General features: G+C 68.8%; 23 protein-coding genes and 1 pseudogene. 8 read left to right on the top strand and 16 right to left on the bottom strand.

Annotation, left to right across the window (positions count from 1 at the left end; genetic code table 11):
- Positions 1 to 29: 29 nt before the first annotated feature.
- From LK542_RS18775 to LK542_RS18765, 3 genes are all read right to left on the bottom strand, one after another.
- A complete protein-coding gene (locus LK542_RS18775) occupies positions 30 to 458 on the bottom strand; it encodes a VOC family protein (protein ID WP_227813111.1) in 429 nt (142 codons plus the stop codon).
- 91 nt (positions 459 to 549) lie between these two features.
- Positions 550 to 1926 carry a serine hydrolase gene (locus LK542_RS18770; protein ID WP_227813110.1) on the bottom strand — a complete coding sequence of 459 codons (1377 nt, stop codon included), beginning with the start codon at positions 1924 to 1926 and terminating at the stop codon, positions 550 to 552.
- An 8-nt stretch (positions 1927 to 1934) separates the two neighbouring features.
- Complete coding sequence (locus LK542_RS18765; RefSeq protein WP_227813109.1) at positions 1935 to 3767, bottom strand: DUF885 family protein; 1833 nt, start codon at positions 3765 to 3767, stop codon at positions 1935 to 1937.
- Between the two features lie 169 nt (positions 3768 to 3936).
- Here LK542_RS18765 and LK542_RS18760 point away from each other — a divergent pair, with 169 nt between their 5' ends.
- Together LK542_RS18760 and LK542_RS18755 are read left to right on the top strand one after the other, a co-directional pair.
- Positions 3937 to 4392, top strand: a complete 456-nt coding sequence (locus tag LK542_RS18760; RefSeq protein ID WP_227813108.1) for a hypothetical protein — start codon at positions 3937 to 3939, stop codon at positions 4390 to 4392.
- Positions 4393 to 4460: 68 nt separating this feature from the next.
- Entirely contained in the window at positions 4461 to 5192 is a 732-nt protein-coding gene (locus LK542_RS18755; protein ID WP_227813107.1) for a ThuA domain-containing protein, read from the top strand.
- Between the two features lie 6 nt (positions 5193 to 5198).
- On the opposite strand, the gene LK542_RS18750 is transcribed toward LK542_RS18755, so the two are convergent.
- The 6 genes from LK542_RS18750 to ccoN are packed head-to-tail and all read right to left on the bottom strand — an operon-like array spanning position 5199 to position 10301.
- On the bottom strand, positions 5199 to 5717 hold the full coding sequence (locus LK542_RS18750; RefSeq protein ID WP_227813106.1) for a FixH family protein: 519 nt from the start codon (positions 5715 to 5717) through the stop codon (positions 5199 to 5201).
- A 17-nt stretch (positions 5718 to 5734) separates the two neighbouring features.
- Positions 5735 to 7114 carry a cytochrome c oxidase accessory protein CcoG gene (ccoG, locus tag LK542_RS18745; protein ID WP_227813105.1) on the bottom strand — a complete coding sequence of 460 codons (1380 nt, stop codon included), beginning with the start codon at positions 7112 to 7114 and terminating at the stop codon, positions 5735 to 5737.
- Positions 7111 to 8046: a cytochrome-c oxidase, cbb3-type subunit III gene (ccoP, locus tag LK542_RS18740; RefSeq protein ID WP_227813104.1), complete on the bottom strand. Its 936-nt coding sequence runs from the start codon at positions 8044 to 8046 to the stop codon at positions 7111 to 7113. The genes ccoG and ccoP overlap by 4 nt, the downstream gene beginning before the upstream one ends.
- Positions 8039 to 8209: a CcoQ/FixQ family Cbb3-type cytochrome c oxidase assembly chaperone gene (locus LK542_RS18735; RefSeq protein ID WP_227813103.1), complete on the bottom strand. Its 171-nt coding sequence runs from the start codon at positions 8207 to 8209 to the stop codon at positions 8039 to 8041. Before LK542_RS18735 ends, ccoP begins: the two co-directional genes overlap by 8 nt.
- 2 nt (positions 8210 to 8211) lie before the next feature.
- Positions 8212 to 8826, bottom strand: coding sequence for a cytochrome-c oxidase, cbb3-type subunit II (gene ccoO, locus LK542_RS18730; protein WP_227813102.1), 615 nt, complete (start codon positions 8824 to 8826; stop codon positions 8212 to 8214).
- A 14-nt stretch (positions 8827 to 8840) separates the two neighbouring features.
- Positions 8841 to 10301: a cytochrome-c oxidase, cbb3-type subunit I gene (ccoN, locus tag LK542_RS18725; RefSeq protein ID WP_227813101.1), complete on the bottom strand. Its 1461-nt coding sequence runs from the start codon at positions 10299 to 10301 to the stop codon at positions 8841 to 8843.
- A gap of 226 nt (positions 10302 to 10527) precedes the next feature.
- Between ccoN and LK542_RS18720 the strand changes: the two genes are divergently transcribed.
- A complete protein-coding gene (locus LK542_RS18720; RefSeq protein WP_227813100.1) occupies positions 10528 to 10926 on the top strand; it encodes a TraR/DksA family transcriptional regulator in 399 nt (132 codons plus the stop codon).
- Positions 10927 to 10996: 70 nt separating this feature from the next.
- On the opposite strand, the pseudogene ccoS reads toward LK542_RS18720, so the two are convergent.
- From ccoS to LK542_RS18690, 6 genes and pseudogenes are all read right to left on the bottom strand, one after another.
- Positions 10997 to 11125, bottom strand: a pseudogene (ccoS, locus tag LK542_RS18715) (cbb3-type cytochrome oxidase assembly protein CcoS); the annotation flags it as partial.
- 2 nt (positions 11126 to 11127) lie between these two features.
- Positions 11128 to 13557: a heavy metal translocating P-type ATPase gene (locus LK542_RS18710; protein ID WP_374040173.1), complete on the bottom strand. Its 2430-nt coding sequence runs from the start codon at positions 13555 to 13557 to the stop codon at positions 11128 to 11130.
- Positions 13554 to 14321: a sulfite exporter TauE/SafE family protein gene (locus LK542_RS18705; RefSeq protein ID WP_227813099.1), complete on the bottom strand. Its 768-nt coding sequence runs from the start codon at positions 14319 to 14321 to the stop codon at positions 13554 to 13556. Before LK542_RS18705 ends, LK542_RS18710 begins: the two co-directional genes overlap by 4 nt.
- Position 14322: 1 nt before the next feature.
- Positions 14323 to 15804, bottom strand: coding sequence for an oxygen-independent coproporphyrinogen III oxidase (gene hemN, locus LK542_RS18700; protein WP_227813098.1), 1482 nt, complete (start codon positions 15802 to 15804; stop codon positions 14323 to 14325).
- A gap of 62 nt (positions 15805 to 15866) precedes the next feature.
- Complete coding sequence (locus LK542_RS18695) at positions 15867 to 16859, bottom strand: hypothetical protein (protein WP_227813097.1); 993 nt, start codon at positions 16857 to 16859, stop codon at positions 15867 to 15869.
- A 123-nt stretch (positions 16860 to 16982) separates the two neighbouring features.
- Complete coding sequence (locus LK542_RS18690) at positions 16983 to 18545, bottom strand: PAS domain-containing methyl-accepting chemotaxis protein (RefSeq protein ID WP_227813096.1); 1563 nt, start codon at positions 18543 to 18545, stop codon at positions 16983 to 16985.
- A gap of 172 nt (positions 18546 to 18717) precedes the next feature.
- Here LK542_RS18690 and LK542_RS18685 point away from each other — a divergent pair, with 172 nt between their 5' ends.
- Entirely contained in the window at positions 18718 to 19929 is a 1212-nt protein-coding gene (locus LK542_RS18685) for a metal-dependent hydrolase (protein ID WP_227813095.1), read from the top strand.
- A 2-nt stretch (positions 19930 to 19931) separates the two neighbouring features.
- On the opposite strand, the gene LK542_RS18680 is transcribed toward LK542_RS18685, so the two are convergent.
- Entirely contained in the window at positions 19932 to 21845 is a 1914-nt protein-coding gene (locus tag LK542_RS18680) for a glycosyltransferase (protein ID WP_227813094.1), read from the bottom strand.
- A 148-nt stretch (positions 21846 to 21993) separates the two neighbouring features.
- Between LK542_RS18680 and LK542_RS18675 the strand changes: the two genes are divergently transcribed.
- From LK542_RS18675 to LK542_RS18660, 4 genes are read left to right on the top strand one after another with little or no spacing between them, the layout of a single operon-like run.
- Positions 21994 to 22389: an MAPEG family protein gene (locus LK542_RS18675; RefSeq protein WP_227813093.1), complete on the top strand. Its 396-nt coding sequence runs from the start codon at positions 21994 to 21996 to the stop codon at positions 22387 to 22389.
- 55 nt (positions 22390 to 22444) lie between these two features.
- On the top strand, positions 22445 to 22927 hold the full coding sequence (locus tag LK542_RS18670) for a MarR family winged helix-turn-helix transcriptional regulator (protein WP_227802281.1): 483 nt from the start codon (positions 22445 to 22447) through the stop codon (positions 22925 to 22927).
- Positions 22914 to 25766 (top strand): PAS domain S-box protein, encoded by a 2853-nt coding sequence (locus LK542_RS18665; protein WP_227813092.1) that lies wholly within the window; start codon positions 22914 to 22916, stop codon positions 25764 to 25766. The genes LK542_RS18670 and LK542_RS18665 overlap by 14 nt, the downstream gene beginning before the upstream one ends.
- Positions 25763 to 26896: an acyltransferase gene (locus LK542_RS18660; protein ID WP_227813091.1), complete on the top strand. Its 1134-nt coding sequence runs from the start codon at positions 25763 to 25765 to the stop codon at positions 26894 to 26896. Before LK542_RS18665 ends, LK542_RS18660 begins: the two co-directional genes overlap by 4 nt.

Here is a 26896-nt window from a genome sequence, read left to right as displayed (position 1 = left end):
GCTTTCGGCCGTGCGCTGCGCCGGCCCTGCTAGAAGCTGATGCGCACGTAGGGTGCGCTGGCCTTCGCCACGCCGTGGTAGACCGCCTCGATGTTGTTGCCGTCCGGGTCGAGCACGAAGGCGCCGTAGTAGCCCGGGTGGTAGGCGCGCTCGCCGGGACGGCCGTTGTCCCGGCCGCCGGCGGCCAGCGCTGCAAAGTAAAAGGCGTTCACCATCTTGCGGTCACGCGCCTGGAAGGCCAGGTGGTGGCGTCCGGTCAGCACGCCTTGCGCCGCTTCGCTATCGCGGCTGGAGATGAACAGCTCGTCGGCCCAGAAGTAATCGTCACCCGAGCCGCCGAGCGGAATGCCCAGCACCTCGAACACGGCCGTGTAGAACCTGCGCGATGCGGACAGGTCGCGCACCACCAGCTGGATGTGGTCGATGAGCCGTCCGCGGTAGATTTCCTGTGTTTCCATGCTGCTCTCCTGTGAAAGACCTTCATGAAATACTGACAGTGGCCGGGCAGTGTAGAGCCAAAGCCGGGTGCGGGCAACGCTTGTTGGCTGGCTACTTCCCGGCGCCGGGCGCGATCGCGCCGCGGTACAGCGCGTCGGTGATGCGTTCCTGGAAGCGCGACTCGGACGAGAAGCGCCCCGGCTGCGTTTCCGGATCGGCGCCGACGCCGCTGGCGGCATAGATCATGCCGTTCTTCGTGCGCGGGTCGAACACGAACAGCGCGTTCAGCCCCCAGGCCCAGCCGAGATGGCCGACGCCGGTGAAGCCGCCGCCCTCGACCAGGCGGTCGCCGCGCGCCCGGCCGTCCTTGACGCTGCTGGCGTCCACGAAATGCTGGGTACCCAGCCCCCAGGCCCCGTACAGCCCGTGGAAAGTACCGCCGTCGCCGCTCGCGCTGCCGTTGACGCCTTCCTGGATCGTCCACTGGCGCGCCAGCATGGTCCTGACCGTTTCAGGCCTGAGGATCTGCGTGCTGCCATGGCGTCCCTCGTTCATCAGCATCAGCATGATCTGCGCCAGCTCGCCTGTGGAGGTGCGCAGGCTGCCCTGGGGGCCGAACAGGGTGCCGTTGGTCCCCACAATGTAGCGCTCCATGCCGGCGGGCGCCACCGGAGGCTGGATGTGGAAGTCGTCCGACTGCGCGATCCACGGTCCCTGCGGGTCCCAGCGCTCGGCGCCGTCCTTCTCGCGCTTGCGGTAGAGGGTCGCAACGTCGTCGATGCGGGCAGGCGCGAAGTCGGCGAGATAAAAGCCCGCCTTCAGGCCCATCGGATCGAACACCAGGCGCCGCATCAGGCGGTCGAAACGTTCGCGGGTGGCCGCCTCCATGACGGTGGCGACCAGGCCGTAGTTGAAGTTGACGTATTCGAACCAGCTTCCTGGCGCGTGGTCCCTCGACCACATCGCGCCGCTGCCGTGCAAGGGTCCTCCCGGCTGCAGCACATCCTTGAGATTGACGTCGGGCGCCCATCTGAAGCCGCCATCGTCGCGCAGGGACGAGGTGTGGGTGAGCAGCATGCGCAGGGTGATCGGCTGGTCCGGGAAGTGCGGATTGCGCAGCTTGTAGCCGAGATAGTCGCTGACATCGGCGTCCAGCGTCAGGACGCCCTGCTCCACCAGCTTCATGGCGCCGAGGGTCGCCACGAATTTCGAGATCGAGGCGATGCGGAACATGGTGTCCGCATCCATCGGCCGCGCCGGCGCCGTGGCCGTGGCCGAGCGCTTGAGCCCGAACTGGCGGCTGTAGACGGTCTCGCCCGCGCGGATCGCCACCACCGACAGGCCGGGCAGCGGCATGGCCGGATCGTCGACGATGGCCTGCAGCTGGCGGCTCAAGGCGTCGGCCTGCGGTGGCGACAGGGGCGCCGCAGCGGCCGACTGCGCCAGGGTCACAACGGACGCCATCGTCAGCAGTGCCTTGAGCTTCATCCGGCCGATCAAGCCTTCTTTTGCTTCGCGATCCAGCCCTCCACCAGCTCGCCCAGCACGTCCAGCGGCACCGAGCCTGCGCCCAGCACCAGGTCGTGGAAGGCCGGCAGCGAGAACTTGCCGCCCAATTCCTTCTTCGCCTTCTCGCGCAGGTCGATGATGCGCAACATGCCGATCATGTAGGCGTTGGCCTGGCCCGGCCAGGCGACATAGCGCTCGACTTCCTGGGCGCCGATGCCGTAGTCGATCGCCTGCTGGCGGGTCCAGCCCTTGGTATGCAGGCCGGTGTCGACCACGAGGCGGCGTGCGCGGAACAGTTCCGAGCCGAGCGCGCCCAGCAGGCCGGGGACGTCGCCTTCGTACCAGCCCTGCTCCACCGCCAGGCGCTCGGTGTACAGCGCCCAGCCTTCGGCGTGGGCGCTGCCGCCGCTGAAGATGCGCTGGCTGCGGTATTTCGGGATGCCGGTCAGTTCCTGCTGGATCGCCAGCTGGAAGTGATGGCCCGGCACCGCCTCGTGGTAGGACAGGCTGCGCATGCGGATCATGTCGAAGGTCGGGCCGCGCATCGGCACCCAGAAGATACCGGGACGGGTGCCGTCCGGCGCCGGCAGCGAGTAGTGGGCAGCGGCCGACGGTTCGGTCAGCGGCGGCTCGCGGCGCACCTCGACCGGGGCGCGCGGCTTGAGGTTGAACAGCGAAGCGCTCCTGCGCTCGGCGTCCTTCACCATCTCGGCGTAGCTGGCCAGGATGGCGGGGCGTGGATCGCCCTCGCCCTTCGGCTGGAAACGCGCGTCGAGCTGCTTCATGCGTTCTTCGATGTTGCCTTCGACGAGGCCGAGCGAGCGCAGGTGCTTGTCCATCTCGCCTTCGATGCGCGCCACTTCGCGCAGGCCGATCTCGTGGATCTCGTTCGGGGTGAGTTTGGTGCTGGTGAAGTTCTCGACCGCGCGCGCGTAGGCGGCGGCGCCGTTCGGCAGGCGCGAGATGCCGGCCACGTCGCCGGTGCGCGGGTGGAGTTCCGCCATGAAGTCCTGCACCCGCTTGTACGAGGGACGGATGCGCTCTTCGACGATGCGGGCGGCGCGCGCCAGCGCGGCGTTGCGCGCGTCAGGAGTCAAGCCTTCCATCTTCTCGGTGCGCTGGGCCAGCGAAGTCACCAGGACGTTCTCGCCCGCCGCCGGCTTGAGGAAGCTGTCGACCTGGAACTTGGCGCGATCGAGGATGAAGCGCGGCGGGATCAGCGACTTGGCGGCGGCCTCGCGGCCGCGCGCCAGCGCTTCGTCCATGCGGGTGCCGATCTGCTCCAGGCGCGCCAGGTAGCTGTCGACGTCCTGCGGGTTGCGCAGCGGGTGGGTGGTGGTCATGAAATTGACCAGGCCGACCTGCACCCCGCTGAACTGCGAGAAGATGAAGGAGTGGTCCTCGAAGGGCTCGTTGGCGATCACGTTCTGCAGCGACCAGCGCATCACGGCGGCGGAAGTGCGCTGGTTCTCGTCCAGCGGGCCGGCCATCCACTTGTCCAGGCGAGTCAGGCCGGTCTGCGCCAGTGCCCGCATCTTCGCGCGCTGCGCCCTGGTCAGCGGGGTCAGCTCGCGGTCCAGGCGCGCCTGCTCGGCGCCGCTGAAGTACTGGGTGGAAGTCGCCAGCTGCGGGTTCATGCGCACCCAGTCCTCGGCGAACTTCTCGGCCCAGGTGTCGAAGGCCTTGTTCGGCTTGGCGGCGGCGGCTTTCGCTGCCGGTGCGGCCAGCGCCGCGGTGGGCAGGCTGGCGACGGCGATGGCGGCGGGGATGAACAGTGCGCCGATGGCGGCGCGCAGGCTGCGCTGGCGGAGGGATGGCATCGTGGTCTCGTTCCTTGTCGTTGTAGGTGGGATTGGACGGCGCCGGGCGCCGTGTTTGCCGTCGAGGAATCTAACATGGAAAAGGTCAAGTCAACAATGCGTCAGCTGTACGTACACACGGCTCGCGGTGACAATGCTAGACTGCGACAGACCCAGCAGGAGATACCCCATGCGCACGCCCCGGATACCGATTGCCCTGTTTGTCCTCCTGCTGGCGGGCGTCGATGCCCGCGCAGCAGACCCTGCCTACCCGACCACCATGGCCGGGCTGCCGGAACAGGTGCGCGATCTGCTCGAACGCCGCTATGGCGAGATGGCCGATGTCGACGGACCGTTCAGCGGATGGTGTACACGTGCACCGGGCAGCTTCGGGGCGCGGCTGCTGTGGGCCGAGGTGGGTCCGGACGCGGTGCGGGTCCGGTTCGAACAACAGGGCGGGATCACCGGCCCCCGATCCCGCAACGTCGAATTCGGCAGGCAGGACGATGCCTGGGTCGAGGTCGGCCAGGCTGCCCCACCCCCGCAGCGGCTGCTCAAGTGGACAGCCGCGCCGCGCAGCTTCAGTAGCGTGCCCGACCAGGTACTGCCGCCGCTGTGGTCGCCGTCGAGCCTGCCGCAGCACTGAAATATTATTTCATTTAAAGGGTACTCTTGAAACTTTCTTTCATTAGCTCCTTCCTCGTGTCAGCAGGCATGCTGATCTCCCCGCTTGCATCGGCCGAGCAGTTCAAGGTCCTGCTGTTCACCAAGACCGCCGGCTGGCACCACGACGCCGTGCACGAGGGCGTGAGCGCCGTGCAGGAACTCGGCCGGCTGCACGATTTCGGTGTGTTCTGGAGCGCCGACCCCAAGCGCGTGATGAACGACGCCGAGCTGTCCAAGTACCAGGCCGTGATCTTCCTCCTCACCACCGGCGACGTGCTGGACGAGGCCCAGCAGGCCGCCTTCGAGCGGTTCATTCGCAAGGGCGGCGGCTTCGTGGGCGTGCACAGCGCCTCCGACACGGAATACGACTGGCCGTGGTACACGAAGATGGTGGGCCACATGTTCAAGGTGCACCCGGCGGTACAGACCGCGGTGCTGCAGGTCCGCGAGCGCAACTTCCCGGGCATGGAGCGCTTCGCCCCGCGCAGCCTGTTCACCGACGAGTGGTACGAGTTCGGCCCGGCCACCTCCGGCAAGCTGACCTACCTGCTCACGGTCGACGAGACTACCTACAAGCCCGAGGCGAAATGGCCTGACCGCGAGGGCAAGGGCATGGGCGCCTTCCACCCGGTCAGCTGGTACCAGCCCTACGAGGGCGGGCGCGCCTTCTACACCGCCCTGGGCCACCAGGCGGCCACCTACCGCGATCCGGTCTTCCTGCATCACCTGTACGGCGGCATCTACTGGGCGGCGACCGGAAGGGGCTTCCGCGCCGAGTAGGTTTTTTTACTCTGCGTCGGCGGCGATCGCGAGCTGCGCCTGCTTGTTCCAGCTCCAGCTGCCCGCCAGGCGCCAGTCACGTGCGGCGCCTTCGACCACCACCTGCCAGTGGGTCGGCTCCAGCGCCGGCGCCGCGGCCACGAAGCGGCCCTGCGCGTCCGGCAGCGCTTCCAGCATGCGGTCGCGCTCCGGCTGGGTGGGGTGGGCCAGGCGGATATGGAAGGGTGCGCGCACCGGTTCCCCGTGGCTTTGCAGGCTGCCGATAATGCGTCCGGCCGCGGCGTCGTAGCCGGCCTCGAAGCGCAGCCCGAGCCGGGTGGCAGCGCGGTCGCGCCCAAGCTCCTGGTTGATGGCCTTGCCCTGCTTGTAGTAGTCGCCCACCACCATCGCATCCGGACGGCTCGTGGCCAGCCAGATCATCACAAAGCCGCCGACCAGCACCAGGGCGGGACCGATCATCAGGAACCAGGGCCAGCGGTGCCGGTACCAGGGTGCGGCCGGCAGCAGGCTTGGATTGGTGTGCATGTGCTTCTCCTCCTTCCTCATTTGGGCACGATGAATGCCGCTTCTTCCGTCACCTGCAGCGCGACACTCTGCTCGGACGCCAGGGTGAAGGCGATCCGGTTCGAGCCGGGCTTGCCGTCGCCGCCCGCGATGCGCACCCGCACGGGGAAGGCACGGGTGCTGGCCGCCGCGATCTCGACGACGTCCTCGTCCACCACCCTGATCGAGGCAATGCCGTCGACCGTGATGCGCAGCCGCTGCGGTTCTTCCGTGGTGTTCATCAGCTGCAGGCGGTAGACGTTCTCGATCATGCCGTCTTCCACTTCGCGCCCCATCGAGCCGCGGTCGCGGATCACGTCCAGCTTGAGCGGGTTGCGCAGCGCGAGCGACGCCACCATCGCGATGCCGAGGATGGCCAGCACGGTGGTGTAGATCATCACGCGCGGCCGCAGCACACGCTGGCGCACCTGGGCAGGTAGAAGCTTGTCGGTGATCGCGTTCTCGGTCGCGTAACGGATCAGGCCGCGTGGGCGGTTTATCTTGTCCATCACGCTGTTGCAGGCGTCGACGCAGGCCGCGCAGCCGATGCATTCGTACTGCAGGCCCTTGCGGATATCGATCCCGGTCGGGCAGACCTGCACGCACATGCTGCAGTCGATGCAGTCGCCGGCGCCGCTGCTGCCCATGCGCGGGCTGCGCGGCTCGCCACGCTTGGTGTCGTAGGTGACGATCAGGGTGTCCTTGTCGAACATCGCGCTCTGGAAGCGCGCATAGGGGCACATGTACTTGCAGACCTGCTCGCGCAGCCAGCCGGCGTTGCCGTAGGTGGCGAGCGCGTAGAACAGCACCCAGAAGGTCTCCCAGGGACCGAGGCCGAAGGAGGCGATGCCGCCGCCGAGGGAGCGCACCGGCGTGAAGTAGCCGACAAAGGTAAAGCCGGTCCACAGCGCCACCAGGCCCCAGGCCGCGTGCTTGCCGCCCTTGCGCGCGATCTTCTCGACCGTCCAGGGCAGGCGGTCGAGGCGGATGCGGGCGCTTCTCGCCCCTTCGAACTTCCGTTCGATCCACAGGAAGATTTCGGTATATACCGTCTGCGGACAGGCGAAGCCGCACCATACCCGCCCCGCCACAGCCGTCACCAGGAACAGCCCGTAGGCGCACAGGATCAGCAATGCGGCCAGGTAGATGAAATCCTGCGGCCACAGCACCAGGCCGAACAGGTAGAACTTGCGGCTGGCCAGGTCGAACAGGACCGCCTGGCGGCCGTGCAGTTCGATCCAGGGCAGGCCGTAGAACAGCAGCTGGGTGAGCCAGACGCAGGCCCAGCGCAGCGAGGCATACCGGCCCTTGATCTCGCGCGGGTAGATTTCCTCGCGCGCCGCGTACATGCGGATCACGGCCTCTTTCGGTACGTTCATTTTGCTTGCGCCATCACGACAGGTTCATTCGAGAGGCTCCAGACGTAGGCCGCCAGCACGTGCACCTTTTCTTCGCCGAGGAACTCGCCGAAGGCGGGCATGCTGTTGCTGCGACCCTTGCGGATGGTCTCCATCACGGTCTCCTGGCTGCCGCCGTAGAGCCAGGTCTTGTCGGCCAGGTTGGGCGCGCCGAGCAGCGGATTGCCCTTGCCTTCGACGCCATGGCAGGCCACGCAGGCGGCGAACTTCGGCTTGCCGAAGGCGACCTTGATCGGATCGGCGGTCAGCCCCGAGAGATTGCGCACGTAATGCGCCACGCTCTCGATGTCCTTGTCCGATCCGAGCGCCGCGCCCATGGGCGGCATGTTGCCGACCCGGCCCTGCATGATGCTCTGCTTGATGACGGCAGGTTCGCCGCCGTGCAGCCAGTCGCGGTCGGCCAGGTTCGGGAAGCCCTTGCTGCCGCGTGCGTCCGAGCCGTGGCACTGGGCGCAGTAGGTCAGGAACAGGCGCTCGCCGATGGCGTGGGCCTGCGGGTCGGCCGCCACCGCCTTCAGGTCCTGCTGCGCATACTTGGCGAACACCGGGCCGAACTCCAGCCTGGCCTGCTTCAGCTCCGCCTTGTACTCGCCGCTGGAATTCCATCCCAGCTTGCCGGCATAGCTGCCCAGGCCCGGGTACAGCACCAGGTAGGCAATGCTGAACACGATGGTGAGCCAGAACAGCACGATCCACCAGCGCGGCATCGGCGTGTTCAGCTCGGTCAGGTCTTCATCCCAGACGTGGCCGGTGGTTTTCTCCGGCTTGCCGTCGGCGCCCAGCTTGACGCGGTAGCTCGACTGCGACCACAGCAGGATGCCGCAGCCGACGATGCCCAGCACCGTGATGACGGCCACGTACCAGTGCCAGAACTCGTTGAAGAAATCAGCCACGGTCGCTCTCCCCTGCTTCGTCCGCGAACGGCAGCTGTGCGGCCGTATCGAAGTCGCTGCGCTTGCGCAGCGCATAGGTCCAGCCGACGATGCCAAGGAAGGTCGTGAAGCTGACCACCGTCATCACGCTGCTGGCGTTGTCAAAGATGTGTTGGAGTGCCATGATTAATTCCTCGTCTTGATCTGGGTGCCCAGGCCCTGCAGGTAGGCGATCAGGGCGTCCTGCTCGGTCTTGCCGCTCACCTCGTCCGGTGCGGCCGCGATCTCGGCATCGCTGTAGGGCACGCCGATGCGGCGCATGGCGCGCATCTTGGGGATGATCTCGGCCGGGTTCAGCTTGGCCTTGGCCAGCCAGGGGTAGCCCGGCATGTTCGATTCCGGCACCACGTCGCGCGGGTTGTCGAGATGGGTGCGGTGCCATTCGTCGCTGTAGCGGCCGCCCACGCGCGCCAGGTCCGGCCCCGTGCGCTTGGAGCCCCACTGGAACGGGTGGTCGTAGACGAACTCGCCCGCCACCGAGTAGTGGCCATAGCGCTCGGTCTCGGCGCGGAAGGGACGGATCATCTGCGAGTGGCAGTTGTAGCAGCCTTCGCGGATGTAGACGTCGCGGCCGGCCAGGCGCAGCGGCGAGTAGGGTTTCAGGCCGGCCACCGGTTCGGTGGTCGACTTCTGGAAGAACAGCGGCACGATCTCGACCAGGCCGCCGAAGGAAATCACGAGCAGCACCAGGCCAATCAGCAGCCAGGGGTTCTTCTCGATCCATTCATGCGTGAATTTCATTGTGACCTCCGGGTTCAGGCGTGGGCCGCTTCAGGCTTGCCAATGTTCAGGTGCGGCCTGTTCGGACCGGTCGGGATCTTCGCGTCCACGCTCTGTGTGCCGCTCAGCGTCTTCCAGGTATTGAAGGCCATGATCGCCATGCCCGACAGGTAGAGGAAGCCGCCCGTGAAGCGGATCACGTAGTACGGATAGGTCGCCTTGACGCTCTCTGCGAAGGTGTAGGTCAGGGTGCCGTCCGGGTTCACCGCGCGCCACATCAGGCCCTGCATCACGCCGGCGATCCACATCGAGGCGATGTACAGGACGATGCCGATGGTGGCTACCCAAAAATGCGCATCAATCAGTTGGACGCTCCACATCTCCTTCTTGCCGGCCAGGCGCGGGATCAGGTAGTAGATCGAGCCCATCGTGATGAAGCCGACCCAGCCCAGGGCGCCGGCGTGGACGTGGGCGACGGTCCAGTCGGTGTAGTGCGACAGCGAGTTGATGGTCTTGATCGACATCATCGGGCCCTCGAAGGTGGCCATGCCGTAGAACGACAGCGAGACGATCAGGAACTTCAGGATCGGGTCCGAGCGCAGCTTGTGCCAGGCGCCGGCCAGGGTCATCATCCCGTTGATCATGCCGCCCCACGAGGGCGCCAGCAGGATCAGCGAGAACACCATGCCGATCGACTGGGTCCAGTCGGGCAGCGCGGTGTAGTGCAGGTGGTGCGGGCCGGCCCACATGTAGGTGAAGATCAGGGCCCAGAAGTGCACGATCGACAGGCGGTAGGAATACACCGGGCGCTCGGCCTGTTTCGGGATGAAGTAATAGACCATGCCGAGGTAGCCGGCGGTCAGGATGAAGCCGACGGCGTTATGGCCGTACCACCACTGGATCATCGCATCCTGCACGCCGGCATAGACGGAGTAGGACTTCATCGCGGACACCGGCACCACGGCGCCATTCACCACGTGCAGCACGGCCACCGCCAGGATGTAGGCGCCGAAGAACCAGTTGGCCACGTAGATGTGCTGCACGCGGCGCTTGATGATGGTGCCGAAGAAGACCACCGCGTAGGCCACCCACACCACCGTGATCAGGAGCGCGATCGGCCATTCCAGCTCGGCGTACTCCTTGCCGCGCGTGAAGCCCATCGGCAGCGAGATCGCGGCCGAGACCAGCACCGCCTGCCAGCCCCAGAAGGTGAAGGCAGCCAGCTTGTCCGAGAACAGCCGCACCTGGCAGGTCCGCTGCACCACGTAGTAGGAGGTAGCGAACAGGCCGCAGATGCCGAAGGCGAAGATGACCGCGTTGGTGTGCAGCGGACGCAGGCGTCCGTAGCTGAGCCAGGCGATGTCGAAATTGAGCGCGGGCCAGGCCAGCTGGGCCGCGATGAAGACGCCTGCGGCCATGCCGATCACGCCCCACACGACGGTCGCGATGGCAAACTGGCGCACGATCTTGTAGTTATAGTTTAGACTGCTGTCCAAGATGCTCTCCTGAAAATTCCTAGATGGATGACAGTCAGGAGTGTCGTTTTTCGAACAGCAAAAATCCTTGATGTGAATCAAATTGTTCAGCATCAGATGAGCTACGGGGAAGACTGTTGCGTCCGAGTGCACAGCGCGTCGTCCCGCATAATCAGCGATGCTACTTTGAGCTCAATCAAGCTTCCTTCGTAGACGGCCCGCCACACTCGGATGGGAGGAAAACACTATGCCGCCTCTATCGCAATCGGTATCGGAACAACTGAGGGAGCGCCTGCACCAGGCGCGTGAAGACCTGCTGGAAACCGTGCGCTCGCGCACCGGTCCGCAGGGCGACGAAGCGCCATCGATCGGCCCGCTGGCCCACCAGGGGCAGTCCGACGATGCGCCGCAATCCGAAATGATCAGCCACAACGAACAGCACCTGGCCGACCACGAATCGAACCTGCTGCACGAGATCGACGTCGCCATCGGCAAGCTCGCATCGGGCGGCGCCGGCATCTGCGAATCCTGCGGCCGCGACATCCCCGAGGACCGCCTGCTGGCGACGCCGACGGTCCGCCTGTGCATCGGCTGCCAGGAACAGCTCGAGAAAGACCAGCATACCGGGCGCGGCCCGTCGATGTAGGGTGGCCGGCTCCGCCGACGGCGCGTTCAACTCCCGACCGAACAGCCGGGTTGTCGGCACTGTCATCATCGAACAGGATCCGCACACCCGGCCCTTCCAGGTCCTCGAACTGCCCGCTCTCAGCCGCCCCGAAGAAAATCCACACCGCCAGCGCGACCAGGATCACGCTCAGGGGCACCAGCAAATACAGCGCTTCCATCTTCAATCCTTTCGCAGGCGCAGTGCGTTGAGCACCACGATGGCCGAGCTGGCGGCCATGCCGATTCCGGACAGCCAGGGGTTGAGCAGCCCACTGGCGGCGGCCGGGATCACGGCCAGGTTGTAGACCGAGGCCCACACCAGGTTCTGGCGGATGACCGCCATGGTGCGGCGCGCGGTACGGGCCGCGTCGCTCAGGGGCGCCAGGCTGTCTCCCAGCAGCACGGCGTCGGCATGCACCTGGGCCAGCTCGGTGCCGCGTCCCATCGCGAACGAGACGTCGGCGCCGCGCAGAACGGCCGCGTCGTTGCTGCCGTCGCCCACCATCGCCACCACCGCCCCATCCTGCTGCAGCTCGCGCACGAAGGCCAGCTTCTCGGCCGGCAGGCGGCCGCCGAAGGCATTCGCGATGCCGAGTTCGCGCGCCACCGCGGCGGCCGCGGTCTGGTCGTCGCCGCTGAGCAGGATCACGGTCTTGCCGGATTCCTGGAAGCGCCGCACCACCTCGCGCGCCTCCGGACGCAGGCTGTCGGCCAAGTCGAAGCGCGCCAGCCATTGGCCTTCGCAGGCCAGCCAGCAGCAGCTGGTGCCGGGCGGGGCCGCCGAGCGCACCACGCCCCCGGCGATGCCCTGCACGAATTCGGCGGTGCCGATTCGGTAGACCACGCCGTCGATCACGCCCTCGAAACCGCGCCCGATGTCGGCGCGCAGCTGGCGCGCCACCAGCCCGTGCGACTGCATCGCCGTGCGGATCGCGATGCCGACCGGATGCGAGTTCTCGGCCTGCAGCGCGGAACCGATGCGCAGGCACAGGTCGCTGTCGAGCGAGCCGACCGGCAGCACCTGGCGCAGCACCGGACGCCCCAGGGTCAGGGTGCCGGTCTTGTCGAACACCACGTGGGTGGCGCGCTCGAAGGTTTCCAGGGTGTGCGGGGCGACCGCGAGCACGCCGCGGCGCAGCAGGCGGTCGGTGGCGGCGGCCAGCGCGGTCGGGGTGGCGAGCGACAGCGCGCAGGGGCAGGACACCACCAGCACCGCCACTGCCGCCTGCCAGGCGCGCGCCGGGTCGAGCTGGCTCCAGACCAGGTAGACGACCACGGTGAGCAGCAGCAGGCCGAGCACGAACCAGGCGGCGACCTGGTCGGCCCACAAGGCCATCGCCGGCTTGCCCAGGCCGGCCCGCTCGACCAGGCGCACCAGCATGGCGAGGGTAGAGTCGCGCGCGGCAGAGCGCACCCGCAGCACGACCGCCTGGCCGCCATTGACGGCGCCGCCGGGCAGCGCGTCGCCCGGCTTGACGGGGCGCGGGTGGCTCTCGCCGGTAAGCAGGGAATAATCGAGTTCGGTCGCGCCTTCCAGCACGATGCCGTCGGCCGGCACCGCCTGGCCCGGCTTGACCAGCACCAGGTCGCCCACTTCCAGCTGCACGGCCGCTACCAGTTCGGTGTCGCGCAGGGCCGGGTCGCCGCGCAGGCGCAGGGCGGAGGCCGGCACGCCGCGGCGCAGCGCATCGAGGGCCTGGGTGGCGCGGCGCCGTGCGCCCAGCTCCAGGTAGCGGCTGCCCAGCAGCAGGAAGATGAACATCGTGATCGAGTCGAAGTAGACGTCGCCCCGCCCCGCGAGCAGCGCCGCGCAGCTGCCGGCAAACGCGGCCAGGATGCCCAGCGCCACCGGCACGTCCATGCCCGGCACGCGGCGCTTCAGGTCGCGCCAGGCGCCCTGGAAGAACGGCAACGCGGAATAGCAGACTGCCGGCAGCGTCAGCGCGAACGAGGCCCAGCCCATCAGGGCCGCCATGTCGGCGTCCATGGTGCCGTCGTCGGCCAGGTAGACCGGCACCGCATACATCATCACCTGCATCATCGCCAGGCCGGCCACGAACAGCTGGCGGAACAGGCGCTTGCGCGCGCGCTCGATGCGCTCGTCGTGGCGCTGGACGTCGTAGGGGGAAGCGCTGTAGCCGATCGCGCGCAGCGCGCGCAGGATGCTGCTTGGGCGGCACAGGGCCGGGTCCCAGCGCACGAACACGCGCCCGAGGGCGACGTTCAGCGATACTTCCTGCACCCCGGCCAGCTGGCCCAGGCGGCGCTCCACCAGCCAGACGCAGGCGCCGCAGCGCACGCCGTCGATCGAGAAGCTGCCCTCGCCTTCTATACCCTGCTGGTCGACCAGCGCCAGCTCGGGTTCCTCGCTGTCGGCGCTGACGGCGGCGGCATATTCGGTACGCGCGTTGTAGTAGTCGGCGAAGCCGCCGGCGACGATCGCTTCGGCCGCGGCGGCGCAGCCGGGGCAACACATACTGCGCGACTCGCCGTCGACCTGGGCCTGCCAGCGGCTGTCGTTCGGCACCGGCGAGCCGCAGTGGAAGCAGCCTTCGTCGGAAGCGGCAGAGGCGAGCGGCGGGGCCCTGAGTCCGGCCAGCACCGCGCTCACGCCTCCGCTCCAGGCACTGCGCACAGGACATCGAGCCAGTGGTGCGGCATCCCGTCGGCGAAGCCGCCGGCGATACGCCACAGGCCGAGCAGGCCATACGTGAGCACCAGCAGCCCGCAGGCCAGGCGCACGCCGGGTTGCTGGAACAGCGCGCGCAGGCGCAACCCGGCCAGGCCGATCGCGGCCAGCATCGGCAGCGTGCCCAGGCCGAAGGCCAGCATGACGGCGGCGCCGCCCGCGGCGGAACCGCTCAGCATGGCGGTCACCAGCATGCTGTACACCATTGCGCACGGCAGCCAGCCCCACAGGGCGCCGGCGGCGAACATGCGGCCTGGCGTCGCGCCGGGTTTGACATGCCGCAGCAACGGCGCGATGCGGCGCCACAGCGCCTGCCCGCCTTGCTCGAGCCGGGCCAAGCCGCGCCAGGCATCCATCAGGTACAGGCCCAGCGCCACCAGCATCAGGTTGGCCGCGACATAGGCGCCCGACTGCAGGGCCGGCAGGCCGAGGCGCGCGGCGCCGCCGGCCAGGCCGCCTGCCAGCGCGCCGGCGCCGGCGTAGCTGGCGATACGTCCGGCGTTATAGGCCGCCACGTGGGCGATGGCGGGAGCGAATGCGGGAGCGGACACTGTCCGCACCGGCAGCGGGAAGGCGGGACGGCTCGGTGCCGACATGGCGCCGACGATGCCGCCGCACATGCCGGCGCAGTGCACGCTGCCGGCCAGGCCGACCAGGAACACGGGAAACAGGCTGATGGTCGCCATGTCAGACGGTCTGCGAATGACGGATGCGCTCCGCGCCCGGCTGCTCCTGGCGCGCCGCCAGGTAACGGTCGAACACCATGCACACGTTGCGGATCAGGAGGCGCCCCTTCATGGTGACGGTCAGCCAGTCCGGGCCGATGTGCACCAGGCCGTCCTGTTCCATCTGGCGCAGCTGCGCCAGCTCGTCGGCGAAGTACTTGCTGAACACGATAGGGAAAGCCTGTTCCAGCGCCGGGATCGACACCTCGAACTGGCACATCAGCTTCTGGATCAGGCTGCGGCGCAGCGCGTCGTCCATGCCGAGGCGGATGCCGCGCGCCACCGGCAGCTCGTTCTGGTCGATCAGGTCGTAGTATTCCTCGAGGGTCTTGACGTTCTGGCTGTAGGTCGCGCCGACCGCGCCGATGGCCGACACGCCGCAGGCCACCAGGTCGGTGTCGGCATGGGTCGAGTAGCCCTGGAAGTTGCGGTGCAGGCGGCCCTGGCGCTGGGCCACCGCGAGGTCGTCGTTCGGCCTGGCGAAATGGTCCATGCCGATGTAGACATAGCCGGCCGCGCCCAGGCGCTCGATGCACAGCTGGAGCATCTGCAGCTTGGTGTCGCTCGAGGGCATGTCGGCTTCCACGATGCGGCGCTGCGGCTTGAACAGCTGCGGCATGTGGGCATAGTGGTAGACGGCGATGCGGTCCGGGCTGGCGGCAATCACCTTGTCGATGGTCTGGCGCATCGTGTCCAGGGTCTGCTTCGGCAAGCCGTAGATCAGGTCGATGCTGACGGAACGGAAACCGGCGGCGCGGGCGGCGTCGATCACGGCGCGGGTTTCTTCTTCCGGCTGGACGCGGTTGACGGCGCGCTGCACCTCGGGATCGAAGTCCTGCACGCCCAGGCTGATGCGGTTGAAACCCTGGCGCCGCAGGGTGTGCACGCGCTCGGCGGAAACGGTGCGCGGGTCGACCTCGATCGAATATTCGCCCTTGTCGTCGGGCGCGAAACGGAAGTTGCGGCGCAGGTGGGCCATCAGGTCGTCCATCTGTGCGTCCGCTAGAAAAGTCGGGGTGCCGCCGCCGAAGTGCAGCTGCTCGACCTCGTTCATGCCCGCGAACAGGGCGCCCTGCATGGCGATCTCGCGCTTCAGGTAGGCCAGGTAGGTCGCCGCCTTCTCGCGCCGTCTGGTGACGATCTTGTTGCAGGCGCAGTAGTAGCAGACCGTGTCGCAGAACGGGATGTGCAGGTACAGCGACAGCGGGCGGGCGCCGCCGCGGGTGCGCAGGCCGGCCACCGCATGCAGGTAGTCGCGGTAGCCGAACTCGCCGCCGAAGCGGTCGGCGGTCGGATAGGAGGTATAGCGTGGTCCATTCTTGCCGAGGCGCTTGAGCAGGCCGGCGTCGAAATCGACGCTCGGCGCCACCGCCTGGCAGGCCGCCGGCTGGGTGGCGATGGAAATCACGGGCTTGGCCGCGGCCGGGAAGGCTGTTGCTTGCATTTCAATAAACTCCTGCTGCTCCCGGTTTGCGGAAATGCAAAGCGGTTCGAATAGCAAGCAGTCTATTGATCAGCGTCTTGGAAATCCTTGACTTGCATCAAATACGGTCGAGTCTGCCCAGCGAATGTAGCCTGCGGGATGTGCCGCCCGTGCGCCACCGGCACCTCGTTGCGGTCCAGCCGCGCATAGTATTCGTGCAAGTCGGTTTCGTTCAGCCAGCGCACCGCGCCGAGGTCGCCGCATGCCGCCACGCCGCAGCCCACCAGGTGGGTGCCGTCCAGCGGTGAAGGCCGTTTTTCCGGCCTGCTGCCCGAAGCGCCGGGCAGCAGTGCGAAGCGCTCGGGTCCCGCGCTGGTGTAGCCGGCCATGTCGAGGCGGTCGCTGCCCAGCCGCTGCATGCGCTGGGCGATGGCGCCATGTACGGTGGCGTCCTGCCCGCGACCGGCGCCCGGCCGGTGGCACAGCAGGACCAGGTCGGGCCCGGCAGCCAGGGCCACATCGAGCATTCGCCGCAGGTCGGCAAAGCCCTGGTCCGGCATGCCGTAGCCGAGCGCCACCCCGACCGAGCGGAAGCCGGCAGCGCGCGCCGCCGCCGCCGCCGCCCGCAGCGGCGTCGCATCCCCATGCACGCCGGCCAGTTCGATGCGCAGCCGGTTGAAGCCCTGCCGCCGCAGCTTCCACAGGCGTTCCGGCGTCAGACCGTCCAGGCCCAGGACCACCTCGTAGTCGCCAAGCTCATCGCGCATGAAACGGAAGTGCTCGCGCAGGCAGCGCAGGAGATCCGCGAGCTGGCACTCGTCCAGGCGCGCCGGCGCCAGGCCCTCGAATCCCAGCTGGCGCACCGTGCTCAGGCCGGACAGCAGGACCGCCTGCATGGCTGCTTCGCGTTTCAGGTAGACCAGGTAGCGGGCCAGCCCCTGGCTGCTGGCGTCCGCGGGAAAGTGCAGCCTGAGCGAGAGCGGGCGCGCATCGACTGCAGGCAGCCGGGCGACGGCGTCGAGGTAATCGTTGAAGCCGAAGGGAACGGCGCCGGGATGGGGGACATGTGCGTGCATGTAGCGACTCCTGCAGGCGCCGTTTTGCGGAAGTGCAAAGCGGCCCCAGCAGCACGCAGTGTAGGGAGGAACATCCCGGTCAAGCTTGACCGATATCAAACCGCCTATGCCGGCGGCCTCCTGTCAGCGGCCGCCCGGACGATCCTCGAGCTTGAACACCGACAGCGCCTGCACCAGATGGCGGGCGTCGTCAGCCACGCTGCTGGAGGCGTTCGCCGATTCCTCGACCAGGGCCGCGTTCTCGCGCGTGATCTGGTCGAGCTGGGCCATGGCCGCATTCACCTGGGCGATGCCGCTGCCCTGCTCGCGGCTGGCGCCGGTGATGCCGCCCATGATGGTGGCCGCCTCGCGTACCGCGTCGACCACCTGGCGCATGGTCTGCCCCGCGTCGCCGACCAGCACATTGCCTTCGCCAACGTGGCGGGCCGAGGCCTCGATCAGGGCCTTGATCTCCCTGGCGGCGGCCGCCGATCGCTGCGCCAGGCTGCGCACTTCGCCCGCCACCACGGCAAAGCCGCGCCCCTGCTCGCCGGCGCGGGCCGCTTCCACGGCCGCGTTCAGCGCCAGGATATTGGTCTGGAAGGCGATCCCGTCGATCAGCCCGATGATGTCGACGATCCGGGTGGCCGAGGCGCTGATGCGCTCCATGGTGTCGCCGACCCGGCCGACCGCATCGCCGCCGCGCCCGGCCACCTTCGATGCGGCCTCCACCAGCCCGTCGGCGCGCACCGCGCTGTCGGTATTGTGGCCGGCCGCGGCCGCGATCTGCGCCAGGCTGCTGGCGGTCTGCTCGAGGCTGGCGGCCTGGGCTTCGGTGCGGCTGGCCAGGTCGCCGTTGCCGGCGGCGATCTCGCGCGTGGCGTGCTCGATCGAGGCCACGTTGCGGCGCACGTCGCCGACGATGGCTTTCAGATTGACGTTCAGCTGGCGCAGCGCCAGCTGCAGGCGGCCGATCTCGTCGTTGCGCCCCGCTGCACAGGGATGGGCCAGGTCGCCGCCCGCCAGCGCGTACACGGCGGCGGTCGCCTCGACCAATGGGCGCGCGATGGTACGCTGCAGTTCGGCCCAGGCCGCGAGCGTGGCGAGCACGCCGGCGCCCGCCAGCACCTTCCACACGGGGCCGTCGACCGCCAGGCCCAGGCCGGCGATCAAGCACGACTGGGCGGCCATCATGATGCCCAGGCGGCGCGACAGCGGCAGCGTGCGCAGCGCGCCGAGGCGTGCGCGCCAGCCCAGGTGCACGGCGACACCGCGGCGTATCGCCAGGCCCCTGGCCTCGCCGGCGCGGAATTTGCGGTACAGCTCGCTTGCCGCCTCCACCTGCTCGCGGGTCGGGGCGGTGCGCACCGACATGTAGCCGGTTACGCGCCCGCCTTCCTTGACCGGCACCACGTTCGCCACCACCCAGTAGAAGTCGCCGTTCTTGCGGCGGTTCTTGACCAGCCCGGTCCAGGGTTCCCCGAGCTGCAGCGTGGCCCACAAGTCCGCAAAGGCCTCCGGCGGCATGTCCGGGTGGCGCACGATGTTGTGGGCCTTGCCGAGCAGTTCCTCGGGGCTGAAGCCGCTCACTTCGACGAAGCTCGGATTGACATAGGTGATACGGCCCTTGGTGTCGGTCTTCGACACGATCGACTGGCCTTCTTTCAACAGGTATTCGATGCCGGTGACCGGCAGATTGCTACGCAAGACGCTTCTCCTAGTTGCCTATGGGCAAATTTCCAGCGGCGATTCTAGCAATGCGAATGTCGAAATTTTTTGACTTGGATCAAATTTGGCGGACTCATCTGGCTATTCTTTCCGCACAAGGGTTGATTTTCATTAAATGTTGCCATTGGTGTAAGCTGTCGGGATGGATAACATGACCCATTCGCTCGTCGGCCTGGTCCTGGGAGAGCTGGTCGAGCGCGCCCTGCCCGCCCCAAGCACTCCGGCCCAGGGCCGCACCCGGCGCCGCGCGCTGCTGCTCACCGGCCTGTTGGCCAGCAATTTCCCCGACCTCGACCTGGTCCTGACGCCGCTGCTTCCGGCCCCGCTCGGCTACCTGATCCACCACCGCGGCCACACCCATACCCTGCTGTACGCGCTGCCACAGGTCGCCCTGCTGCTGGCCCTGACCTGGCTGCTGTGGCCGGCCGCGCGCCGGCTGCTGAACGAGGATCGCGCCGCGCGCCGGGCCGTGATCGGCACCGCCGTGCTCGGCATGGTGCTGCACCTGTCCTTCGACGCACTGAACGTCTACGGGGTCCACCCCTTCCACCCGGTGGATTCGCGCTGGATCTACGGCGACCTTGTCTTCATCGTCGAGCCGGTGTTCTGGACCGCGCTCGGGATCGGGTTGGCGCTGGCCGCGCACAACCGCGCCTGGCGCTGGTTCGGCCTGGCCTTCTTTGCAGCCATGCCGGTGGTCTTCACCTGGCTCGGTTTCCTGCAGTGGGGCTCGCTGGCCGGCCTGGCACTGCTGGGGCTGGCGGTGGGCGCGGCCCGCGCCCGGCTCGGCGCCCGGGGCGCGCTGGCTGCGGCCCTGCTGGCCTGCGCCGGCTTCGTCGGCGTGCAGGCCGTGGCTGGCAGCGCCGCCCGTAGCGAGATCCGCGCCGCGCTGGCGCAAGTCGCACCTGGCAGCCGCGTTCTCGACATCCCGCTGTCTTCCTTCCCGGCCAATCCGCTATGCTGGTCTTTCGCCACCGTCAGCACCGGACCCGGCGCCGACAGCTATGCCGTGCGGGTCGGCGTGCTCAGCCTCGCACCGGGCATCACGCCGGTATCCGCCTGTCCGGTGCGTTTCGGCGGCGAACCCGGCAACCCGGCACCGGCGCTGGCCTGGAAATACCTCGAGAACGGCAGCCTGGCGGCGATCCGGGCGCTGCAGCGGACCAATTGCCATGTCGACGCCTGGCTGCGCTTTGCGCGCGTGCCCTCGCTGGTGGATGGCGTGGCCACCGACCTGCGCTTCGGCGCCCCGGACCAGCCCAACTTCTCGACCCTGCCCTACGCCGCGCGCGCCCTTGCCCCCTGCCCGGCGCCGCTGGCAGGCTGGGGCTATCCGCGCGCCGACCTGCTCGGCTGGAAATAGGCTCAGCAGGACGCTGGCGACCTGCCCTGCCGCGGGCCTCGCCAGGCCTGGGGGCGCATCGGCTTGCCGCAGCTGGCGATGACGCGCTCGAAAAAGTCCACCAGCGCAGGCGCGTGCAGGTCGAAGCAGAACTGGTCGCGCACCTGCCACACGCGTTCGCGCAGCGCCGCCATCTCGTCGCGGGCGTGCAGCCGACGCGCCAAGCCCTCGATGCTCTCGAAAAACAGGCCGACGCCGAGGCGCTCGGCCAGCGCCTGCGCGGCCACCACCGCGCCGCGGTTGTCGAAGCCGATCATCGGCAGCCCCGCCGCGGCCAGGGTCGCCATGCGCGCCGGCAGGTTCAGGTCGTCCCAGTCGGCACGGCGCACATCGCCGCCATTCGTGCTGCGGAACACGTGCAGCCAGCCGGCATCGTACTGCGAGAACTCCTCCGCCCAGCGGTCGTGATCGACGTTCGCATGCAGGTGCAGGTGCGCGGGCGCCAGCGCGCCCGCCCTGGCGATCCATTCGCGCCACTGGCCCTGCGTGAAGTCGCCGTAGAAATGCAGGTGGATGCCGTGCCGGGCCAGTTCGGCCACCGTGGGCGGATGCAGGCCGATCGGGCGCCCCGGCACCACCGTGTGCAGCTCGCCGCCGGCCGCTGAGAGCAGCGGCGCGCGCTCGCGCAGGAACCAGGCGCGGCGCGGCAGGTCGCCGTCCAGCACGTGGTCCGGCCGGCCGGCGCGCATCCTGGGAATGGCCGTGGCGAACCAGTCGCGCATCTCGGGACTGCTGTAGATGCAGCCGTCGGCCAGGCGCACCAGGTCGGCCAGCAGCGGCCAGCTGCCCTTCTCGATGCAGATGAAGGGGCCTTCCTTGAAGTGCCAGACGAAGGGAATGTCAGGAACGGCCCTCATGACTTCGTGGGCGAAGGGCACCGCCTGCCAGTTGAGCTGGGCATAGATCAGGTCGGGCTCGATGCGCGCCAGCGCCTCGCGCCAGCCCTGGCGCGGCAGGTCTTCCACATGGCCGAAGGGCAGCGGGCCGACCGTGTTGTACCAGTACGGGGATGGCGTCCACAGGCCGTAGAGCCGGTGTCCCAGCGCTTCCAGCGCCAGCACGCGGTCGGCGTTGTAGGCCAGCTCGCCGGCCAGCACGATCTTGAGGCCGCGTCTGGCTGCATCGGGCCGGTCCGTAGCGGCGGCGCGGACCTGGGCGTACAGCCGCTCCTCGTCGATCGCATTCCCGGTGCTGGTGTGGAAGCGCAGCGGCCCGCTCACCCGGTAGATCTGGCGGAAGGGATTGATGCCGCCGCTTGGCTCCCGCATGCGCTTGTGGCGCTGGTCCGGGTGGTCGACCCACTCACAGCTGAGGTCGCCGCTGGGCACAAAGGGGCCGCAAGCGCGCAGCGCGTCCCAGAACAGCCGGTCGAGGTCGTCGCTTTCGAGTTCGGCGCGCTCGCGCCAGCGCAGGCGGCTGGCCCGGTGCAGGCACTGGACCAGCTGCAGGCATTCGCCCGGGATGATGCCGGGCGCGCTGCGCTTGTAGTGGTGGCGCACGCCGGCATAGGCCAGCACCGCGCCGGGCGCGCCGTCGATGGCCGCCACCAGCTGCGCCAGGTGCCCGGCATACCAGAGGTCGTCGCTGGGCAGGTAGGCCACCAATTCGCCACGCGCGAGCTCGAGGCCGGCGTTGATGGCGCGGCCCAGGCCGCCATTGCTGTCGAAGCGGAGGTAGCGCACGCGCGGGTCAGCGAGCCAGGGCGCGAGCACGGCGGCGCTGCCGTCGCGCGAGCCGTCGTCGACGACGATCAGTTCCCAATCGCCGAAGCTCTGCGCCCACAGGCTGCCGAGGGCGCGTCCGATGAAGGCGGCCTGTTCGAAGGTTGGCATGATGACGCTCACGCGCGGCAGGGGCAGTGTAGAAGCGCTGGCCATGGTGCTCGGTGGTGGTGGCTGACCGGGCCAGCTTAGAAGCCACGGCCGCCGGCCGTTTGCGCCAGCTCAGGGGTGCGCGGGTCGCGGTATCGCGGGTATGATGGGGGCGAAGCTTGCCAACCTGGCAAGCCGCGAACGGGAGAACCACATGACGACCGAACTGACGATCCTGGGCTGGACCCTGGTGCTGGCGCTGGTGCAGATCCTGCTGCCGGCCATGTTCCGCAACCAGGAGACCGGCATCGCCTACAACATGAGTGCGCGCGACGGCGCCGCGCCGCCGGCGCGTCCGGTCACCGCGCGCCTGCAGCGCGCCCAGGCCAACCTGTTCGAGACCCTGCCGCTGTTCGCCGCCGCGGTGCTGGTGGCGCACGTGGCTGGCCGCGAAGGCGCGCTGACGCTGTGGGGCTGCTGGCTCTACCTGGGCGCGCGCCTCGTCTACCTGCCGCTGTACGCCGCCGGTATCCCGGTGCTGCGCAGCCTGGTGTGGACGGTCTCCCTCGCCGGACTGGTCATGGTGCTGGCCGCGATCCTGGGCGCTTGAATCGCGCGAGGGGGAAAGCGCGGCGCGGCGCGGCGGCTAAGGCTATACTCGCGGCATGGATCTTGACCAGCCCCTCCCCGACACCGCCTGCTACTGTTCTTCGCTGCGCCAGGCGTCGCGCTACGTGACCTCGTTCTACGACCAGATGCTGTCCGGGTCCGGCCTGCGCGTGACCCAGTTCGCGATCCTGTCGCGGCTGCGCGCGCGCGCCGCCACCGTGACCCAGCTGGCGCAGAGCATGGTGATGGACCGCACCACGCTGGCGCGCAACCTGCAGCCGCTGGTGCGCGAACAGCTGGTGCAGATCACTCCGAGCGAGCAGGACCGGCGCGAGCGCGTGATCGCGCTCACCGACGCCGGCCGCGAGAAGGTCGAGGCCATCCTGCCGGCCTGGCGCCGCGCCCAGGCCAGGTTCGACCAGCAGTTCGGCGCGCAGCAGAGCGCCCAGCTGCTGGCCACCATGCGCGCAGTGGTCGACAGCGGCCTGCACGCCACCGGAGATGCCCCTGCCAATAGCGATGCGCATGGCGCCGACTGAGCCGGTGCCGGCCTTCCTGTCGAACGGCGGCGCCACCGGAGCGCGCATCCACGCCCAGGACTGGAGCGCGCATCCGCTCGGGCCGATCGCCGACTGGCCGCCGGCGCTGCGCACGGTGCTGGGCGTGATCCTGGGCTCGTCCTTCCCCAGCTTCCTCGCCTGGGGCGCGCGGCTCGACCTGTTCCACAACGATGCCTACCTCCCGCTGCTCGGCAACAAGGCCGGCGACGCGCTCGGGCGGCCGCTGCCCGACGTCTGGAACGAGGTCTGGGATGCGATCGCTCCCTACGCACACCGGGTGCTCGGCGGCGAATCCTTCTTCTTCGAGAACTTCGCGACCACGCTGGAACGCCACGGCTACCGCGAGCAGGCCTGGTTCACGTTCTCCTACAGCCCGGTGCGCGACGACGCCGGCCTGGTGTGCGGCGTGCTGTGCACCGTGATGGAAGTGAGCGACAAGGTGCGCGCGGTGGCCCGCCACAAGGAAGCCGAGGAGCGGCTGGCGCTGTCGCTGGAAGCCTCCGGCAACATCGGCACCTGGGCCTACGACCTCGACACCGCCGCCACCTACGTCGACGAGCGTTTCGCCCGCCTGTTCCAGGTCGACGCCGCGCTGGCGCGCGAGGGCACGGAGCTGGTGCGCTTCACCGACATGATCCACCCGGACGACCGCCCCGCCGTGCTGGAGGCGATCGACCGCGCGGTCATTACCGAGAGCCTGTACGACATCGAGTACCGGATCCCGCAGCGTTCCGGCGCCGACGTCTGGGTCAACGCGCGCGGCAAGGTGTTTGCCGACCCCGCGAGCGGCGCCCGCCGCTTCGCCGGAATCGCGGTCGACATCACCGAGCGCAAGCGCGCCGAGCAGGCCCGCATCGACAGCGAGCGCGAGGCCATCGCCGCATCCCTGCGCGCCGACGAAAGCGCGCGCCGCCTGGACGTGCTGCTCGACGCCGCGCCGGTCGGCATCGTCTATGCCGACACCGCCGGCCAGCTGCAGCTGGCCAACGCCTCGAACCGCCGCATCTGGGGTGCGCACCCGATGCCCGGCGCGGTGGACGAATACGCCGAGTGGAAAGGCTGGTGGCCGGCGGGCGCCGAGCGCGCAGGACAGCGCGTGCAGTCCTACGAGTGGCCGATCGCGCGCGTGCTGGGCGGCGAGGACCTGGTGGGCGGCGTGTTCGAGATCGAGCCCTTCGGCGCCCCCGACACGCGCCGCACGATCCTGGTGCGCGCGGCCGCCATCCGCGACCGCGCCGGCAGCATGGTGGGCGCGGTGGCGGCCAACATGGACATCACCGCCCAGGTCGAGGCGGAACGGGCGATGCAGGAAAGCGAAGCCAAGTTCCGCCTGATCGCCGACGCCATCCCGCAACTGGTGTGGTCGGCCGACGCCGGCGGCACCAACGACTACCTGAACGCACGCTGGACCGAGTTCACCGGCGTGCCGGCGGAGAGAATCGCCGGCACCGGCTGGTCGGTCGTGATCCACCCCGACGACCTCGCAGGCCTGCTGGCCGCCTGGGACACCAGCCTCGCCACCGGCGCGCCCTACGAGATCGAGCACCGCCTGCTGCACCATTCGGGCGACTACCGCTGGATGCTGAACCGCGCACTCGTTTCGCGCGACGCCTCGGGCAAGGCCACGCGCTGGATGGGCACCCTGACCGACATTCACGACAAGAAGGCCGGCGAGGACGAGCTGCGCGCTCAGGCGCGCCGCAAGGACGAGTTCCTGGCGATGCTGGCGCACGAGCTGCGCAATCCGCTGGCGCCGATCAGCAACGCGGCCCAGCTGCTGGCCATGGCCACCCACGACCCGCAGCGCGTTCGCCAGTCGAGCGACGTGATCATCCGCCAGGTGCGCCACATGACCTCGCTGGTGGACGACCTGCTCGACGTCTCGCGGGTCACGCGCGGGCTGGTGGAACTGGAACGCGAACGGGTCGACATCAAGTCGGTCGTGGCCAGCGCGGTGGAACAGGCCCGCCCGCTGATCGAGGCACGCGGCCATGCGCTCGACCAGCACCTGACGCCGGGACGCTGCTGGGTGGTCGGCGACCGCATCCGCCTGGTGCAGGTGATCGTCAATCTCCTTAACAACGCGGCCAAGTACACCGCCCAGGGCGGCTCGATTGCGCTGTCGGTGGACACCGGCGCCGCCGGCGTGACGATCGCGGTGCGCGACAACGGCATCGGCATCGGCCGCGCCATGCTGCCCCATGTATTCGAACTGTTCACCCAGGCCGAACGCACCCCCGACCGCTCGCAGGGCGGCCTGGGACTGGGCCTGGCGCTGGTCCAGAGCCTGGTGCAGCTGCACGGCGGCGCAGTCGCCGCCCACAGCGAAGGACTGGGCATGGGCAGCACCTTCACGGTCACCCTGCCGCTTGCCGGCGCCGATGCGCCCGGCGCGGCCGGTGCCGGCGAAGCGCAGGCGGCGCTGCCTGTCGCCGCGCGCGCCGGGCGCAGCATCCTGGTGGTCGACGACAACGTCGACGCCGCCCTGTCGCTGGCCGAGCTGCTGCGCTCGCTCGGGCACCGGGTCGCCGCCGTCCACGACGCCCACGCCGCGCTGGCCCGGGCCCAGGCCGACCGTCCCGACCTGTATATCCTCGACATCGGCCTGCCCGACATCGACGGCTACGCCCTGGCGCGCAGGCTGCGCGCAGACAGCGCCACGGCCGGCGCGACCATGGTCGCCCTCACCGGCTACGGCCAGGCCCACGATCGCGTGCTGGCCAGGACCGCCGGCTTCGACCACCATTTCGTCAAGCCGGTCGACCTCGCCGCCCTCGCGCAAGTCATCGAACGCGCATCAGCATCCGGAACCGCATGAGCACCGAACGACCTTCTTCCTACGTGGTTGGACTCGACCTGGTCCGCTTCGCCTGCACCCTGATGGTGTGCGTGTTCCACCTGAGCTGGCACAAGGCCGAGATGGTCACGGCCATGCCCTTCGGCTGGATCGGCGTCCAGGTCTTCTTCGTGATCTCGGGCGTCGTCATCGCCAATTCCGCGGCCCGGGCCAGCCCGCTGCAGTTCCTGAAAAGCCGCTTCCTGCGCCTGTATCCGGCAGCCTGGCTGGCGGCCGTGGTCAACTTCGGACTGCTGCTGTCGGTGCCCTTGACGGTGTTCGGCGCGGCCGGCGTGTGGGTCGACCCGACGTCCAGGGCCCTCTGGTATTCGCTGGTGTTGGGCGGCACCACCTTCCTCACCAGCGCCTACTGGACCCTTCCGATCGAGCTGGCTTTCTATGGACTGATCCTGCTGGCCATCTTCGGCGGCGGCGTGCGGCGCTTCCTGCCGGTGGCGCGTCTGCTGGTGCTGGCCAGCGTCCCCTACTGCATCCTGCTGAGCCGTTCGCTGGTGGCCGACTTCGAACTGGGCTGGTTCGAGTTCGGCTACGGTCCGAAAAACATGTTCCTGCTGCGCCATGGGATCTATTTTGCAATCGGCATGTATTTCTGGCTCCTGAACAGCCAGCGCCGTCTCGCGCTCCTCGACCGCGTCCTGCTTGCCCTGGCGCTGCTGGGCGCAGGCCTGGAGATCTTCGCGCGCGCGATGCAGATCGTCGGCAGCTACGCCCCCGGCCCGGCGGGCCCCATGAGTGTCGGCTTCCTGGTCAGCGGCGCGCTGGCGATCTTCGCCGTGCTGGCCGCCATCATCTACCTGTCGCTGCGCCACGCCCGCGACTGGGTGCCGGGCCCCGCCGTCGCGCGCACGGTGCGCAGCCTTGGCTTGCTGACCTACCCGTTCTACCTGATCCACGAGATCCTGGGCGCGACCGTCCTGCATGCGGCCCAGCAGCGCGGACTCGGGCCGGCGGGCGCCCTGCTCGCGGCCTTACCGGTCATTGGCGCGACCGCCTGGCTGATCGCCATGCATGGCGAGCCGCTGCTGCGCCGCGCCATCGAGCGGCTGCTCGGCTGGCAAGGGCGTACGGCGGGGGCCACCCTGCCGCGCTAG

Source organism: Massilia sp. IC2-477 (genome assembly GCF_020707265.1).
Classification (GTDB): Bacteria; Pseudomonadota; Gammaproteobacteria; order Burkholderiales; family Burkholderiaceae_D; genus Telluria.
The sequence above is the reverse complement of the archived record's forward strand: the minus strand, read 5'-3'. Positions and strand labels throughout refer to the sequence as shown.

Bases quoted from the DNA above. Each gene is read 5' to 3' on its own strand.
- LK542_RS18775 (WP_227813111.1), bottom strand. From the start codon at position 458: ATGGAAACACAGGAAATCTACCGCGGACGGCTCATCGACCACATCCAG.
- LK542_RS18770 (WP_227813110.1), bottom strand. From the start codon at position 1,926: ATGAAGCTCAAGGCACTGCTGACGATGGCGTCCGTTGTGACCCTGGCG.
- LK542_RS18765 (WP_227813109.1), bottom strand. From the start codon at position 3,767: ATGCCATCCCTCCGCCAGCGCAGCCTGCGCGCCGCCATCGGCGCACTG.
- LK542_RS18760 (WP_227813108.1), top strand. From the start codon at position 3,937: ATGCGCACGCCCCGGATACCGATTGCCCTGTTTGTCCTCCTGCTGGCG.
- LK542_RS18755 (WP_227813107.1), top strand. From the start codon at position 4,461: ATGCTGATCTCCCCGCTTGCATCGGCCGAGCAGTTCAAGGTCCTGCTG.
- LK542_RS18750 (WP_227813106.1), bottom strand. From the start codon at position 5,717: ATGCACACCAATCCAAGCCTGCTGCCGGCCGCACCCTGGTACCGGCAC.
- ccoG (WP_227813105.1), bottom strand. From the start codon at position 7,114: ATGAACGTACCGAAAGAGGCCGTGATCCGCATGTACGCGGCGCGCGAG.
- LK542_RS18735 (WP_227813103.1), bottom strand. From the start codon at position 8,209: ATGGCACTCCAACACATCTTTGACAACGCCAGCAGCGTGATGACGGTG.
- ccoO (WP_227813102.1), bottom strand. From the start codon at position 8,826: ATGAAATTCACGCATGAATGGATCGAGAAGAACCCCTGGCTGCTGATT.
- LK542_RS18720 (WP_227813100.1), top strand. From the start codon at position 10,528: ATGCCGCCTCTATCGCAATCGGTATCGGAACAACTGAGGGAGCGCCTG.
- LK542_RS18705 (WP_227813099.1), bottom strand. From the start codon at position 14,321: ATGGCGACCATCAGCCTGTTTCCCGTGTTCCTGGTCGGCCTGGCCGGC.
- hemN (WP_227813098.1), bottom strand. From the start codon at position 15,804: ATGCAAGCAACAGCCTTCCCGGCCGCGGCCAAGCCCGTGATTTCCATC.
- LK542_RS18695 (WP_227813097.1), bottom strand. From the start codon at position 16,859: ATGCACGCACATGTCCCCCATCCCGGCGCCGTTCCCTTCGGCTTCAAC.
- LK542_RS18685 (WP_227813095.1), top strand. From the start codon at position 18,718: ATGACCCATTCGCTCGTCGGCCTGGTCCTGGGAGAGCTGGTCGAGCGC.
- LK542_RS18680 (WP_227813094.1), bottom strand. From the start codon at position 21,845: ATGGCCAGCGCTTCTACACTGCCCCTGCCGCGCGTGAGCGTCATCATG.
- LK542_RS18675 (WP_227813093.1), top strand. From the start codon at position 21,994: ATGACGACCGAACTGACGATCCTGGGCTGGACCCTGGTGCTGGCGCTG.
- LK542_RS18670 (WP_227802281.1), top strand. From the start codon at position 22,445: ATGGATCTTGACCAGCCCCTCCCCGACACCGCCTGCTACTGTTCTTCG.
- LK542_RS18665 (WP_227813092.1), top strand. From the start codon at position 22,914: ATGGCGCCGACTGAGCCGGTGCCGGCCTTCCTGTCGAACGGCGGCGCC.
- LK542_RS18660 (WP_227813091.1), top strand. From the start codon at position 25,763: ATGAGCACCGAACGACCTTCTTCCTACGTGGTTGGACTCGACCTGGTC.